This is a genomic window from uncultured Methanobrevibacter sp. (assembly GCF_934746965.1).
GTDB lineage: Archaea > Methanobacteriota > Methanobacteria > Methanobacteriales > Methanobacteriaceae > Methanocatella.
On record NZ_CAKVFS010000014.1, the window covers coordinates 1 to 15,875 of the forward strand.

The following is a 15,875-nucleotide window of genomic DNA, read 5'->3' on the forward strand; positions in this document are numbered from 1 at the left end:
CTATCAAATGCAAAATTGGACCGAAAAACACATAAAAATCAAATAAGCCTATAAAATTTTACAGACTCTTTTTTTTTAAAATTCATTTAATAAAATTTATATTATTATAAAAAGATATTATTAATTAACTTTTAATTGAGTTTGTTGAGGTTAAATAATGTCTTTTTTAGGTAAAATTTTTAATAAAGGTCCTAAACCTATAATTGCTAAGTCTCATGAGGGAAATTTAGACTCTTTAAGAGCTAATAGGGCAGGTCCACAAAGTCCTGGTGCTGTTAAAAAGCCAGATGTTTTTTATGTAACTGCTTCTGTAGAATTAGGTAACACTACTACTAAATGTGTTGTTACAGCAACTAATTTAAATACTAGTGAATGTTATTTACTTGATAAAACAGTAAAAATGACTAGGGATATTCGTCCTCCTAAAGCTAATGAAGAAGTTTTTGGTAAAACTGTTTGGGGTATTGAACTTTCAAAAGAAGCTGTTGCAGATATGGTTAAAGACACTGTCTTAGAATCTTTAAGAAAATGTCATGTGGATAAAGACAATGATTTAGATTTTGTTGTTCGTTCTACGGGGGTAACTGCAGGTTTTGCTACTGCTGAAGAGGCTGGGCAATTGGTTATTGCATTAGCTGATGGTTGTTTAGATGCAGGTATTCCTCCAAGAAAAATGTCTCCTGCTATGAGTGTTTCTCAGCTTCCTGAAAGATTACAAAAATATTCTCTTTTGGATAATGTAATGTTTGATGGTGCAGTGGTTAGTGTTGTTCCACCTAAAGGTAAAGAGACTGTTGCAAATGAGATGGAAGGAGAGCTTGTTACTGCAGGTATAAAATTAGGTGCTAAATGGACTGATGTTGATTATAGAAATCCTTGTATTTCTCTTGATTTTGGTTCTACATTAGCTGGACGTGTTGTTAATGATAATCAACCTTATGCAAATACTGTAGGTAATTTTTTAGGTTTAGCTGGTGTAGTTAGTGACTCTTTAGCTAGAGGCTCTGGTGAAATTGATAAAAAGAATGGTGCTGCATTGGATTTATATTCTGATAAATTAATTAAAAAAGCTAATACTAAAAAAGCTCAGGCTAATGCTGAAGAAGCTCATAAATTAATTGATATTCGTAAAGTGCCCATGGATGTAGATAGGTTTGGTACTGTTCCATTGGATCCTGTTGCATCTGAAAATGCAGGTACAACTTTAATTGGTTGTGATGTTGGAGTTAATGGTGATAAGTTAGGTGAATTAATGGATCTTGGGTCTAAATTTTATGAAAATGATGGTCTTCCAACATTATTATCTACTATGGATTATGTAAGTGCAAAAATTGTTACTCGTGTGTTGGATGTTGCATTTAAAGAAGGTATTGTTACTGAAGGTTCTGCATTAGGTATTACTGGTAGGGCAGGTATTACTGGACGTAAACCTCAGCTTATTTTAGAAGCTGTTCGGGATAAGTTTGAGAATGTAGTGTTTGTTGAAGATGGTTTGGCTTTAGGTTCAGCGATTATGGCTCGTTGTATGAATTCTATGGGTACTCAAAAATCACCTATTGGTGGTTGTCAAGGTCAAAAATGTATTCTTGGTAAACGGATGAAATTGCAAGGTAGTAAATATGCATAATTAATTTTGAGGGCTTTGTTATGATTTATGCTATTGTGATGGCTGGAGGTAGAGGAACTCGCTTAAAAGTGGATGTTGAAAAACCTCTATTTAAATTACATAACAAACCTTTAATTAAATATGTTTTAGATAATTTAAGTTCATCTAAATTAGTTGAAAAAGTAATTATTGCTGTGAGTCATAATACTTTGAAAACAACCCAATATTTGAAATCAATAGATGGGGATTTTCAAATTTTAAATACTTCTGGAAATGATTATTTGGAGGACTTATCTTATATTTTAACTTTTTTTGAATCAAAATCAAAAGATGATGTTTTATTGTTTATTAATGCAGATTTACCTTTTGTTAATGGTGAAACAGTTGATTTGATATTGGATAAATATTTAGAATCTGATAAAGATTCGTTATCTGCTCAGGTTCCAGTTGAAATTTTTGAAAAATTATGCTTGGATTATTCATATGAATTTAATGGTTGTGTTCCATCTGGAGTAAATGTTTTAAGAAGTATTAATAAGGTTCAGGATGAAAAATGTCTGGTTTTATCTAAAATTGAATTAGCTTTAAATATTAACACTCTTAAAGATAGTAAAGTTGCTGAAAAATTTTATACTGCCTTTGTTAATAAAACTCTTTAAATTTAAATATGATGAAGTTAAGATAGTTTATATAATTAATGAAATTTGATTAGGGTGATGTAATGGATAATAAACAAATTCCTAAAAGGGAAGAAAAATTATGGAGTGAAATTAAAAATTATCAAGTGGCTACTAATAATGCTCGTATTCTTGGTGTGTTGGATGAGTTAATTATCAATGAAAAAACTGGAAAAATTGTTGATATTGCTATTAGGGTAGAAAGTGGCCGTAATATTCATGTTAAAGGTGCTAAAAGAAATGGGGATATTTTATTAGTTCCTTTTGCTAAAGTTGAAAAAGTTGGAGAATTTATTATTGTAACTGAATAATTTTTTTTAGTTACTTGTCTATTTTTTTTCAAATAACTTTTTTTAAAGTTTATTTTTTTATAAAAATTTAATTAAACATATTTTTATATGTCTTAATCTAAATGTAATAATGTTATATAGATTATGTCTTTTTTAAGAGGTGATGATATGTTACTTGAAATTAAAAATTTGGCTGTGGAAGTGGCTGGTAAAAGAGTTTTGAAGGATATTAATCTTTCAATTGATGAGGGGGAGACTCATGTTCTTTTAGGCCCTAATGGTGCTGGTAAAAGTACTTTATTTTTAACAATTCTTGGTTTTCCACAATATAATGTAGTTAATGGAACTATAAAATTTAAAGGCACTGATATCACTAATTTGAGTACTGCTGAACGTGTTAAATTAGGAATTGGTGTAAGTTTCCAAACTCCTCCATCTATTCGTGGAGTATCTGTTCGTGATTTACTTAAAATCGAATCTCATCAGGATGTTGAAGAACCATTAAATGAAAGAATGGTTGGATTAGCACAAAAACTTAAATTTAATGATGAATTTTTAGATAGGGATGTTAATTTTGGATTTTCTGGTGGAGAAGTTAAACGTTCTGAAATTTTACAATTACTTGCTCAAATGCCGGATTTCACCATGTTTGATGAACCTGATTCTGGTGTAGATATTGAAAATGTTGAGTTAATAGCTAGTGAAATTGGTACTTTGCTTGATAAAGATAAAAAACAAGGATCTAGAAAAAGAAGTGGGCTTTTAATTACTCATTTAGGTTATATTTTAAATTTTGTAAGTGCTGATAAAGCTCATGTATTGATGAATGGAGAAATAGCTTGTTCTGGTAACCCTACAGAGATTATTGAGGACATTAGAAAAGAAGGTTTCAATGGATGTGTTGAATGTGCGCAATGTATTAAATGATGCTGAAAGAGCTAAAGATAAAAAAGCTCCTCTTGGAGTGGATGTTACAATTGAAAATTTCTCTGATGAAATTATTGATGGGATGGATCTTTTAGATGATTTAGATGATGTTTCTAAAAAAACTAAAAACACTCTTTTAAAAGTAGGTGTTGATACTGAGGAAAAAGGAAGGTCAGGTTCATTTTTACAAGTTGATCAGTCTAATATATTTACAAATAACTCAATGTCTAACTCTGTTGAAGTTATGAATATAGGTGTTGCTTTAGATAAGTATCACTGGCTTAAAGATTATATGTGGAATGTTGTAAAACCTGATGCAGATAAATATACTGCAAAAACTGCTTTACGTGAAGAAAAAGATGGGATTAAAAGTGGTTATTTTGTAAGATCTTTACCTGGAACTAAAGAGGTTTTCCCAGTACAAGCATGCATGTTTATTAGTGATGAAGATATTATGCAAACTGCACATAATGTAGTTATTGCTGAAGAAAACTCTGAATTACATTTGATTACTGGATGTGCAACTGGTGAAGATATTTCTTCTGCAATGCACGTTGGTGTTTCTGAAATGTATATAAAACCCGGAGCTAAAATAACTTTTACTATGGTTCATAATTGGGCAGAACAAGTGGAAGTACGTCCAAGAACTGGAATTAAAGTTGCTGAAAATGGTACTTATTTAAATAATTATATTTTAACTAGTCCAGTTAATACTTTACAATCTTATCCTACTGCATATTGTAATGGTGCAAATTCAAGAGCTATTTTCCAAAGTATTCAAGGAGGTAAGAAAGATTCAATTATTGATGTTGGATCAAGAGCTTATCTTAATGCACCTGGTGCAAGAGGGGAAGTTATTTCTCGTGCAGTATCTCAAGATGAGTCTCAGATATATGCTAGAGGACATTTGGCAGGTACAGTTCCTGAAGTAAAAGGACATTTAGAATGTCATGGATTGGTTTTATCTGATGATAGTATGATTTATGCAGTTCCTGAACTTGAGGCAAGTTCTGCAAATCTTGAAATGTCTCATGAAGCAGCAGTTGGAAAAATCGATGAAGATGAAATTAATTATTTAACTTCTAGGGGAATAACTGAGGAAGAAGCAGCTTCTATGATTGTCAGAGGTTTCTTAAGTATGGATATTACAGGACTTCCTGATGAATTGGCTGCGGATACTCAAAAAATGATTGATATGAGTGTAGATGGGATGTAATCCCATTATTTTTTCTTTTTTTAAACTTTTAACTTTTTTTATTAATTTTCAAAATTCTTGTTTTATAGTATATAAACTTTTTGGCTTTAAGTTCTAAGTAACCTTTATATTAATTATTAAATTAATATATTAATCAGTACGTTAATGTTATGCTGAGCTAGCTCATTAAGTACATAAAATTGTGAATTAAGGTAAGAAATTAAGGTATGACTAAATTTTTTGCCTTAAAGAAGAATTTAAAAAATTTTTTAAATTTGAAAAAAATTATTTTGAAATTATAATTTCAAAGTATAAAGTAAAAAATATGATAGAGGAGGAAAAACTCTATGGCTGATGATGTAAAAATTGTAATGTTTTGTTGCAACTGGTGTTCCTATGGAGGAGCAGACACAGCAGGTACTGCAAGGATGCAATACCCACCGAATATTAGAGTTATTCGTGTAATGTGTTCTGGAAGAATTGACCCACAATTTGTGTTAAAAGCATTTAAAGAAGGGGCAGATGGTGTATTTGTAGCTGGATGTCACATGGGTGACTGCCACTATGATTCTGGAAACTATAAATTAGATCGTAGAATGAGATTAATCTACAAACTTGTTGAAGATATGGGAATTGGAAAAGAAAGAGTTCACCACGATTGGATTTCTGCATCCGAAGGTGAAAAATTCTCTGAAGCTGTTAAAATGATGGTTAACAGAATCAAAGATTTAGGTCCTGCACCATTAAAAGAACAATTAGATGCTGAAAACTAGATTGGAGGAGTTATTATGGCTGATAAAGTAAAAATAGGAACAATGTGGTTAGGCGGATGTTCCGGTTGCCACTTATCAATTGCTGATTTCCACGAATCTTTATTAGATGTTATGGAATTAGCTGATTTTGAATTCTCCCCTGTACTTATGGATACCAAATATGATGAAGTACCTGAATTAGATGTTCTCATCGTAGAAGGTGGAATCAGAAATGATGAAAACAGGGAATTAGCTGAAATGTTAAATGAAAAAGCTAAAATGGTTATTGCTTACGGAACTTGCTCCTGTTACGGAGGAATTCCTGGACTTGGTAACTTATGGACTGTAGATGAATTAGAAGAAGAAGCTTATATTAATTCTTGTACTACAGTTAACCCAGAAGGAATTATTCCTAATGAAGAAGTACCTGCTCTTGAAAGTAGGGTAAGACCTTTAGATGAAGTAATGGATATTGATTTAATAATCCCAGGTTGTCCACCTCGTTCTGATGTTGTAGCTGAAGCTGTTTTAACATTATTACGTGGAGAAACTATTGAATTACCTTCAACTAACCTTTGTGAAGTATGTCCTAGAGAAAAACCACCTGCTGGTTTAGCTATGGACTTCATTAAAAGACAATTTGAAGTTGGAGCTCCTGAAAAAGATTTATGTTTAATTTCCCAAGGTTTAATTTGTATGGGTCCTGCAACTGTTTCATTATGTGGTGCAGAATGTCCTACTATTGGAATCCAATGTAGAGGATGTTATGGTCCTACTGCAAATGTATTAGATCAAGGTGCAAAAATGATTAGTGCTATTGCATCTGATTATGGTGTCGAAGAAGATAAAACTGTTGACCCTGAAGCTGTAGCAGATCAATTAGATGATATTGTAGGTACTTTCTATACTTACACATTACCTGCTGCTTTAGTCCCTATGAAAATGCAGAAAGGAGGAGAATAATATGGTAAAACTTACTATGGAGCCTGTAACACGTATTGAAGGTCACGCTAAAATTACTGTACAGCTCGATGATGATGGAAATGTGGTAGATACAAAATTACACGTTATGGAATTCAGAGGTTTTGAAAAATTCTTACAAGGCCGTCCAATTGAAGAAGTAGCTAGAATTGTACCAAGAATCTGTGGTATTTGTGATGTTCAACACCACTTAGCAGCTGCAAAAGCTACTGATCAAATTTTCGGTTTTGAAGATGAAAAAATCTTACCTGCAGCATACAAAATGAGAGAAATTATGAACTGGGGTTCATTCATGCACTCCCACGCACTTCATTTCTACTTCTTAGCTGCACCAGATTTAATAATTCCTGACGGAACTAGAAAAACCAGAAATGTTTTCCAAATTATCAAAGATCAACCTGATATTGCACTCCAAGCAATTGAACTTAGGAGAAATGGTTTAGAAATTGTAAGAAAAATCGGTGGTCGTCCAATTCACCCAACTTCCTCTACTCCTGGAGGTATTTCAACTGAATTAGATGATGAAACTCAAAAAGATTTATTACAAAGAGCTCAAAGAAACGTAGAATTAGCACAAGCTACTCTTGACTTAGCTAAACCAATCTTTGAAGAAAAAATGGACTTAATCAAATCTTTAGGTTACTTTGGTGACACCAGACACTGTGGTCTTGTAAATGATGGTGTATGGGATGTTTACAACGGTAATGTAAGAATTAAAGATGTTGATGGTAGTATTTACACTGAATACAAAAACTTAGAATACAAAGATATTGTTGCTGAACATGTAAAACCTCACTCCTGGTTAAAATTCCCATATATTAAAGAATTAGGATATCCTGAAGGTATTTACAGAGTAGCACCATTATCTAGGATTAACGTTGCTGATAAAATGCCAGATGCAGCACCTCTTGCACAAGCTGCATTTGAAGAATTCCATGACAAATTTGGATATGCACAAGCACCATTATTATTCCACTGGGCTAGACTTATTGAATTATTAGCAGCTGCTGAATGTGCTGCTGATGCATTAGACCAAGATTTATCTGGTGAAAAATTCCCAGAAGAATTAGAAAGAACTGCTGGTGAAGGTGCAGGTATTGTAGAAGCTGCTCGTGGTACTTTAATACACAACTATGCATGTGATGACAATGGTTTAGTAACTGAAGCTAACATTGTTGTAGCTACTATTCAAAACAACCCTGCTATGGAAATGGGTATTCAACAAGTAGCTAAAGATTACATCAAACCTGGTGTAGAAGTAGACGATAAAATATTCAACTTAATGGAAATGGTTATCAGAGCATACGACCCATGTTTATCTTGTGCAACTCATACTATGGATAGCCAAATGAGATTAGCTGAAGTAGATATTGTAGACAGTGAAGGAAACATCATTAAAAAATTCTAATTGAGGGGTTTTAATAATGATAGTATTTAATGAAGATGGCTGTATAAGGTGTGGTGCTTGTGAAGGTACCTGCCCAACCTCAGCTATTGATGTAACACCTACTTCCATTATTCACTGTGATACTTGTGGTGGAGAACCAAAATGTGCTGATGTTTGTCCTGAAGGTGCATTAAAAGTAGAAACCTATTCTATTGCAGAAGATGCTGAAGATCAAGTAAGATTAGTTTTCAATTCTACTTTATGTAACTCCTGTGGTAAATGTGCTGAAGCTTGCCCACAAGACACTATTAAACTTACAGGAAACGACTTAATGGGAGTTGAAGGTTTCTGTGTAATGTGTCAAAAATGTGTAGACATTTGTCCGGTTGAAGTAATTGGTATTCCAGGTATTGTAGAACCTAAAGGCGAACCTATTGACCTTGAAGGTAAAGGACCTATTTACATTAATAATTGTGTAGGTTGTGGAACTTGTGTAGATCCATGTCCTGTTGATGCAATTACTCTTGATGAAATTGGTGGAACAATAACTATTGCTGATGATGTTTGTATTAAATGTGGTTTATGTTCCCAAACTTGTCCTTGGAATGCAGTATTCATATCTGAGAAAAAACCTGCAAAACGTGGAAAAGACATTAAAGCTTTCGATTTAGAATTAGCTAAATGTATTGGATGTAACACTTGTGTTGAAGCATGTCCAGGTAACTTTATTAAAGCTAATAATGCTAATTTATCTGTATTGCTTCCAGATGCATGTGCTGCATGTAAATTATGTGTAGAACTTTGTCCTACTGATGCATTAAATATGAATGTTGAATGGGCTGATGGAATTCCTGCAGATACTGAAGGATTAGGTTATGATGCTGAAAAATGTGACTTTATTGGTGCATGTGCTAATAAATGTCCTACTGAAGCAATTCGTGTAGTAACTAACTCTGGTATGTTATGCCCAGCATTAGAAGAAACTGATGCAGAACCATCTTTTACAAGTTGTATTAGATGTGGAGCATGTGCAGCAGTATGTTCAAATGATGCTTTATCTGTTGGAACAATAGAAAAAGTTATTAATGGCGAAACTGTATCTAGAGATAGGATAGAATTCAACCCATACAAATGTAATGAATGTGGTGACTGTATCGAAGCATGTCCATATAATATGCTCCATGCAACAGGTAATGATAAATTCCCAATCATGGGATTCTGTACTTTATGTGGTCAATGTATCGAAGCATGTCCTAAACACGCATTATATGATGCATAGGTGTAATTTACACCTTTCATCATTTTATTTTTTTTTTAAAAAATTAGATTTTATTTATTATTACTTTACCATCAATTATAGTCATTACTGATTCACCAATATATTTTTGACCATCAAATGGAGAGTACTCTGCTTTTGTTTTAAAATTTTCAATATTAAATTTACCTTCTTTTTTCAAATCAATAACTGTAAAATCAGCATCTTTTCCAATAGCTATTGATCCTTTATTTTTTAAATGATAAGTTTTTGCAGCATTTTCAGATAATATTTTTGGAATTAATTTTAAATCAAGATTTCCTTTGTTAACTTGAGTTAATAAAAGTGGAACTACTGTTTCAAGTCCAGGAATTCCTGGTGAAGAACTCCACACTCCATGATTTTTATCTTCTAATGTGTGAGGAGCATGATCAGTTCCAATAATTGATTTTTCATCAATATCATTAATATTTATTTTATCTGTTGTTGTTCTTAAAGGAGGATTTGTTTTAATCATTGTTCCATAAGTGTTATATGCATTATTATTTAATAGTAAATGGTGGGGTGTAAATTCATAGCTTATATTATTGGATTTAGCTAGTTCTAATGATTTTTTAGAACTTAAATGACATATGTGTAATTTTAAATCATTTTTGTTAGCTAATTCAATAGCTTGTTTTACTGATTTGTCTTCTGCTTTAGCAGGTCTTCCATAACTATAATCGATTGGAATGTTTTCTTCTTTTTGTTTTAATTTATTAGTTTCTTCGTTTACAATAGTTTTATTTTCACAATGTGTAGCTACAAGACCATTATATGAAGTAGTTTCTTTTAATGTTTTTAAATCTTCAAATATTTGTTCTAAAGTGTTATCATCTTCCAAATCCATAAATATTTTAAAAGATATTGGATTTAATGTGATTATTTTTTCCATTTCTTTTAGTGTATTCCATCCTGCTTGAAGTTCATAATTCACAACACTTTTTTTATCAGCAATTTTTATTTTTTCTTTCAATGCTTTGTATGTGTTTGTTTGTGGGAGAGTATTTGGCATATCTATAACTGTTGTAAATCCACCATTTGCGGCACTTAAGCTACCTGTTTTAAAATCTTCTTTTTGAGTTAATCCCGGATCTCTAAAATGAACATGAGGGTCAATAAATCCTGGAAGAAGTAATTTTTCTTTAATATCAATTTTTTTACTTCCTTCAAATGGAATTTTGGATATTTTGCCTATTTTTCCATTTTTAATTCCGATATAGAAATTTCCAGGTTTATTTAATAATTTACAATTTTCAAGTATAGTGTCCATTTTTTATTCTCCTTTTTAATCTTATATTTATTAGTTAAACCTAATAATTTTTTAGTTGGTTATTTTATTAAAAAGTTTTAAATATGTTACATTTTAATAATTATTTAATAGTCAATTTTCCTTTAATTTTCATTGACTATCATGGAATTAAATGGAGGTGAAAAATATGAACTTTAAATTAAAGATTTTAATTTTAGGATTGTTGTTTGTGTTATGTGTTAATTCAGTTTCTGCAGTTGATTCTTTGAATAATATGACATTAGATAATAATGTCGTGTTGGATGATTTTAATTATGTTGTTGATAGTACTATTTTAATTGATAGTGATATTTCAATTGAATCTAAGGATATTGCTACTGTTTCAGCTAATAATGGAAATAGTATTTTTAATATTTCTAGTGGTGGTAAGTTAACTTTATCTAACTTAAATTTAACAGGTGCTAAAGGAATCAATGGTGGTGCTATTTACAATGAAGGTACTTTAATATTAAATAATTGTATTTTTGTAAATAATAAAGCTAGTTTTGGTGGTGCTATTTACAATAATGGAACATTGATTTTAAATAATTGTACTTTTAAATCTAATGTTGCTTCAGTTAGTGGTGGAGCCATATATAATCTTCAAGATGGATCAACTATTAAAAATTCTAATTTCATTGAAAATTATGCAAAAATTAGTAATGGTATTTTGAAAGGTGGTGCAATAGCTAACTTTGCTAATAATTTTACTGTTGATAACTGCTCTTTTGTAGAAAATCATGTATTTAATACTAATTGGTATAAAAATGGAAAAATGTATGGTGGAGCTATTTATAACTATGGAGATAATTTATTAGTTAGAAATTCTAAATTTATTAAAAACTATATTTATGGGTACACAAATAATATGAATAAAAATGTGGATTTATCTGATAAATATGGTGGAGCTATTTACTCAAACGCATCTGTTTCAATTTTTACAAATAATGAATTTGATTCAAATGAAATATATGCTATGTTATCTTCTTATGTCACTGAAAAGATATATTTAAGTAATAAAGGTATAGCTAGTGCTATTTCAGCATATAATAAAGTATTCATAATTAATAATACATTTTCAAATAACTCTGCAGCAAGTGCTCCTATAGATATTAATGGTGGTGAAGGTTGTCTTATTTTAAATAATACTTTTATTAATAATAATGCACGATCTCTTGCACAATCCATGTGGCTTAGTGGAAATAATATGGTTATTAGTGGAAATACTTTTTATAGAGATGGAAATGCTACTGATAAAGGTTATTTTGAAGATCCTAGTTATTGGGAAGTTTTTGAAATATTAATTGATGGTGGAGTAAATAATACAATTGCATTTAATTATTTCGAAAATTCTAATGGTGTTCATTATCTTAATGCTATAGGTGAAGATAAAACTGCGAATTTAACTATTAGTAATAATATATTTAATAATTCCAGGAAATCTATTTCTGTAGAACATGGAAATAATGTTGATATAACTTCAAATATATTTATAAATTCCACTTATGCAATTGATACTTACACTGGAAGATATATTAATATTAAAAATAATTATTTCTATGGTGGAGGTTCTGATGGTAATTCTCATCAAGGATATGTTAATATAAATTCTCATTTCACGGTTATTTCAGGAAATGTCTTTAGAAAAGTGGGTAATAATGATAGTTTAGGTCCTATAATTGCTATTATGGTAGTTGATAATGTTACAATTACTGGCAATTCTTTTATTGAAAATACTGTTGCACAGGGTAATGGAATTATTTATTCATTATTCGGTGGATTTTATTATATTGATGGTAAAACTGATGTTGATGGTCCTTTAGGTAATGTTGAAGTTAATAATAATTATTTTGCAAATAATTCTCTTAATGGTGGGGCATTATTTGAATCTATAGCTTCGAAAATTAATATTGTGAGAAATATTATTGAAAATAATAATGGTTTAATGATTTTAGCTAATGACACATATTACCAAATTCAATATGTCAATTTCACTGATAATGAAATTAAAGATTTTACTGGAAATATTGGGGATTATATTTATCTTTATAATTCTAAAAATTTCAATGGATCTGATAATAAAAAATACATGGGAGAAAGTAGCTCATTTATAAATAAAATATTTGATTTTATTAAAGATTTATGGGATGACTTTTTCAAAGGTAAAGATTCTATTAAAGATCCAACTAAAGTTGATGACAATAAGAATATAAGTAATTCTACATCTGAAATTACGAATAATACTGATATTGATAATTCTACAACTAACATTACGAATAATACTGAAATTAATAATACAAATGTAAGTAATTCTACATCTAACAACACAGAAATTATTGATAATACTACAAATACAGATAATTCCACATCTGATGTCAATAACACAACCATTCCAGATAATAATACTTCTGAAGATAATACTAAAAAGAATGATGATTCTACATCTGAAGGCAATGGTAAAAATACTGAATTTGATAATAATGTTACAGACTCAGATAGTGATTCTGATGTTGGTGATAGTTTAAATATGTTGCCTTCATATAGTCACAGTGATGAAACTAATAATGGAAATCCTAGTGAATCTAAATCTATAAAATCAAATGTTGGTGCAGGTCAAGCTAGTCCACGTTCACCTGGTGCTTCTTCTTCACCAGAAGCTCATGAAATTGAAAAATCCAATGTTTCTAAAAATATTGATGATAATAATTATTTGATATTTTTTATTGTGGTTATTGTGGTCATTTTTGCATTGTTAGTTGTTGGATATAAGAAAAAATAATTTTTAAAATTTTTCAAGGAGGTTATTATTTCCTCTTTTTTTTTTAAATTGTTTGTTTTTTTATAATGCAATTTAAGCATGTCTGTTGTAAATAACTTATTTTTGTTTAATTTTATTTTTCTTTTTTTGAAAATATATATTTAAATAATTTAATAACTATATTGAAATATGTCAAAACTATTTTATTTTTCTACAAATATTTTTGATTACATATAAAATGGAGGATTTGTATTAATGAATTTTAAATATTTAATATTCATATGTTTAATGTTCATTGTTTCAATTGGTGCTGTAAGTGCTGCAGATGATGTAAATAATACTGTAGATAATGCAGTTGATGCAGATACAGCAATAAATCGTGTATCAATTGATTCAGTTATTATGGATAGTCCTATTTATGCAAATAATGCAAAGGAATATACAATAACAAATGATAATTATGAAAACTATTTTGATAATGAAACTGGAGATATATTAGATACTGCTCCGTTTAATAATGGGGATGTTTTAAAAATTGATAATGTATCAGATAAATGTTTTGTAATAAGTAAAAATTTAACTATTTTGCCTGCTGGGGCTAATACTACTTTTACAAATGTAGGATTTAATTTTATTCCAGGAAGTGAAGGTTCTATTGTAAATGGAGTAACTATTAATAATAATGTTGGTAAATGGAGTAATAATGATGGTATATTTTTAATACCTATTTTAATTCAGCATACTAAAAATATTACAGTTATTAATTCTAATCTTTATTCATCAGCAGGTACTGTAGCAGCTCCAAATAATGTTGTTTATATGGTAAATTCATCTTATTGTAATATTAGAAATAATACTATTTCTCAATCTTCAGGTAAAGTGCCTATGAATATTGTTACATCAAGTTATAATAATATAACTGATAATAAGATTTATTCTAAAGCAGCAAATGTTATTTTTGTTGGATTAGGTTTTTCAACTCTTAGTGTAACTGGTATTAGTGAAGGTAACTTATTTAAAAATAATATTCTTGATGGAAATGGTATAAGTAGTGCAATGTGTTATGCTATTAAATTACAAGGTAATTCAAATGTTGGTAAAACTATTGGTCAAAATACATTTATAGGAAATACTATATCTAATGCATATGATGGTATTTATATCCAAGATGATGTAAATGGTACAACTATAATAAACAACACTTTTATTAATGTAAGAACCGGTATAGAAATGGCTCATCAAAGAGCAGTTGTTGAAAAAGCATATATTTATGGTAATAATATAACTGCAACTACTGATGCTATTGTAATTACAAGAGGATCTGCAACAATTGAAGATAATGTAATTAATGTTGGAAATAGAGGAATATTTTTAAAACCATTTTCTACTGATTTATTAATTTTAAATAATACAATTATTGCTAGGGGACAATATGCTGTATGGTCTGATAGTAGGAGTAATAATGTAACAGTTATGGGTAATTATCTTGTTTCTAGTTCATTTAAAGGAGATAATTCTGTTAAAGCTAAAGATAAAAGTAAAGTATCTGGTAATGGACCTTTAGATATTAATGTTGCTATAGATGCAGATATAACTAAAAATGCTACAGCTACTATTAAACTTTCACCTATGGTTAATGGTACGATAACTATTAACTTCAATGGAAAAATAGAAACTATTGATTTTAATGGTTCAGGATCTCTTGTTTATGATTTAGGATTGTTAGAATTTGGAGAACATAATATTACTGTAACTTATAATGGTAATAATAATTTTAATGGTACTACTGTTACTAAAACTTTCTTTGTTGATAAAATCAATACTGGAATTAAACTTGTTGTAGGTAATATTAATGTTGATGAAACTGCAGTAATTAATGTAACACTTACTCCAGGAATAAATGGAACAGTAAAAGTTGTTGTAAATGGTCAAACTTATAATGTAGCTATTAAAAATGGTATCGGGACTTTAGAAGTAAAATGGTTAAAAGCAGGTAAATATGATGTATCTGCTTACTTCACAGGTCAAAATTATTATAAAGACTCATTTGCTTCAGCATCATTTAGTGTGAATAAATTAAACCCAGTCCTTAGTATTAATGCTAGTTCTATTAAATGTGGCGAAGATGTTATTATTAATGTGTCTTCATCTGTATCTTCTATAGAAGTTGAATTAATTATTTATTTAGATGGTTCAAAGGGTATTAGATATGAGTCTTTCTATATATATGGTCAAAGATCAATAAAAATATCTGATTTGCCTGCAGGAAGTTATTTAGTTCAATTTATTGCACCGGAAGACACTAAAAATAATCAAGCACAAACTACAGTTCGTTTCACAGTATCTAAATTAGCTTCTTCTGTTGCAGTTGATGTTAAAGATATTGTTGTTGGTGATGATGCTGTTATTGGTGTGTCTGTTCCTGATATTGTTTCTGGTGTAGTTAATGTTACTGTTAATGGTAGGTCTTATGATGTAGCTATTGTTGATGGTAAAGGAACTTTAACTATTTCTAATTTAGTTGCTGGAAACTATAATGTTAATGTAAAATATGGGGGAGATGACAAATATTTACCAAGTAGTAATTCTACTAATTTCACAGTATCAAAAGTTTCATCTAGTGTGATTGTTAGTGTTGATGATATTGTTGTTGGTGATGATGCTGTTATTGGTGTGTCTGTTCCTGATATTGTTTCTGGTGTAGTTAATGTTACTGT

The 15,875-nt window shown here is 29.9% G+C and carries 12 protein-coding genes; 11 read left to right on the forward strand and 1 reads right to left on the reverse strand.

Annotated elements, in window-relative coordinates:
• The first annotated feature begins 157 nt into the window (after positions 1-157).
• The 9 genes from Q0984_RS08780 (at position 158) to Q0984_RS08820 (ending at position 9,094) form a co-directional block, all read left to right on the forward strand.
• Positions 158-1,627 carry a methanogenesis marker 14 protein gene (locus tag Q0984_RS08780; RefSeq protein WP_299526625.1) on the forward strand — a complete coding sequence of 490 codons (1,470 nt, stop codon included), beginning with the start codon at positions 158-160 and terminating at the stop codon, positions 1,625-1,627.
• Between the two features lie 20 nt (positions 1,628-1,647).
• Positions 1,648-2,265, forward strand: coding sequence for an NTP transferase domain-containing protein (locus tag Q0984_RS08785; RefSeq protein ID WP_299526628.1), 618 nt, complete (start codon positions 1,648-1,650; stop codon positions 2,263-2,265).
• A 62-nt stretch (positions 2,266-2,327) separates the two neighbouring features.
• The gene (locus Q0984_RS08790) at positions 2,328-2,594 is read left to right on the forward strand and encodes a PRC-barrel domain-containing protein (RefSeq protein WP_299526631.1); all 267 of its coding nucleotides are present in this window, start codon (positions 2,328-2,330) and stop codon (positions 2,592-2,594) included.
• A 147-nt stretch (positions 2,595-2,741) separates the two neighbouring features.
• Positions 2,742-3,500 carry an ABC transporter ATP-binding protein gene (locus tag Q0984_RS08795; RefSeq protein WP_299526687.1) on the forward strand — a complete coding sequence of 253 codons (759 nt, stop codon included), beginning with the start codon at positions 2,742-2,744 and terminating at the stop codon, positions 3,498-3,500.
• Positions 3,466-4,716: a SufD family Fe-S cluster assembly protein gene (locus Q0984_RS08800; protein WP_299526690.1), complete on the forward strand. Its 1,251-nt coding sequence runs from the start codon at positions 3,466-3,468 to the stop codon at positions 4,714-4,716. Before Q0984_RS08795 ends, Q0984_RS08800 begins: the two co-directional genes overlap by 35 nt.
• A 326-nt stretch (positions 4,717-5,042) precedes the next feature.
• Positions 5,043-5,468 carry a hydrogenase iron-sulfur subunit gene (locus Q0984_RS08805; RefSeq protein ID WP_299526693.1) on the forward strand — a complete coding sequence of 142 codons (426 nt, stop codon included), beginning with the start codon at positions 5,043-5,045 and terminating at the stop codon, positions 5,466-5,468.
• Positions 5,469-5,483: 15 nt separating this feature from the next.
• Complete coding sequence (gene mvhG / locus Q0984_RS08810) at positions 5,484-6,410, forward strand: F420-non-reducing hydrogenase subunit MvhG (protein ID WP_299526696.1); 927 nt, start codon at positions 5,484-5,486, stop codon at positions 6,408-6,410.
• A gap of 1 nt (position 6,411) precedes the next feature.
• Positions 6,412-7,836 carry a Ni/Fe hydrogenase subunit alpha gene (locus tag Q0984_RS08815; protein WP_299526699.1) on the forward strand — a complete coding sequence of 475 codons (1,425 nt, stop codon included), beginning with the start codon at positions 6,412-6,414 and terminating at the stop codon, positions 7,834-7,836.
• A 16-nt stretch (positions 7,837-7,852) separates the two neighbouring features.
• Positions 7,853-9,094, forward strand: coding sequence for a 4Fe-4S binding protein (locus tag Q0984_RS08820; protein ID WP_299526702.1), 1,242 nt, complete (start codon positions 7,853-7,855; stop codon positions 9,092-9,094).
• 43 nt (positions 9,095-9,137) lie between these two features.
• Here Q0984_RS08820 and pyrC read toward each other — a convergent pair whose 3' ends face one another.
• Positions 9,138-10,382 (reverse strand): dihydroorotase family protein, encoded by a 1,245-nt coding sequence (gene pyrC / locus Q0984_RS08825; RefSeq protein ID WP_299526705.1) that lies wholly within the window; start codon positions 10,380-10,382, stop codon positions 9,138-9,140.
• A 166-nt stretch (positions 10,383-10,548) separates the two neighbouring features.
• Between pyrC and Q0984_RS08830 the strand changes: the two genes are divergently transcribed.
• Positions 10,549-13,179 carry a right-handed parallel beta-helix repeat-containing protein gene (locus Q0984_RS08830; protein WP_299526708.1) on the forward strand — a complete coding sequence of 877 codons (2,631 nt, stop codon included), beginning with the start codon at positions 10,549-10,551 and terminating at the stop codon, positions 13,177-13,179.
• Positions 13,180-13,413: 234 nt separating this feature from the next.
• Positions 13,414-15,875: right-handed parallel beta-helix repeat-containing protein (locus Q0984_RS08835; protein WP_299526711.1), on the forward strand; the 2,462-nt coding region annotated here is incomplete at its 3' end.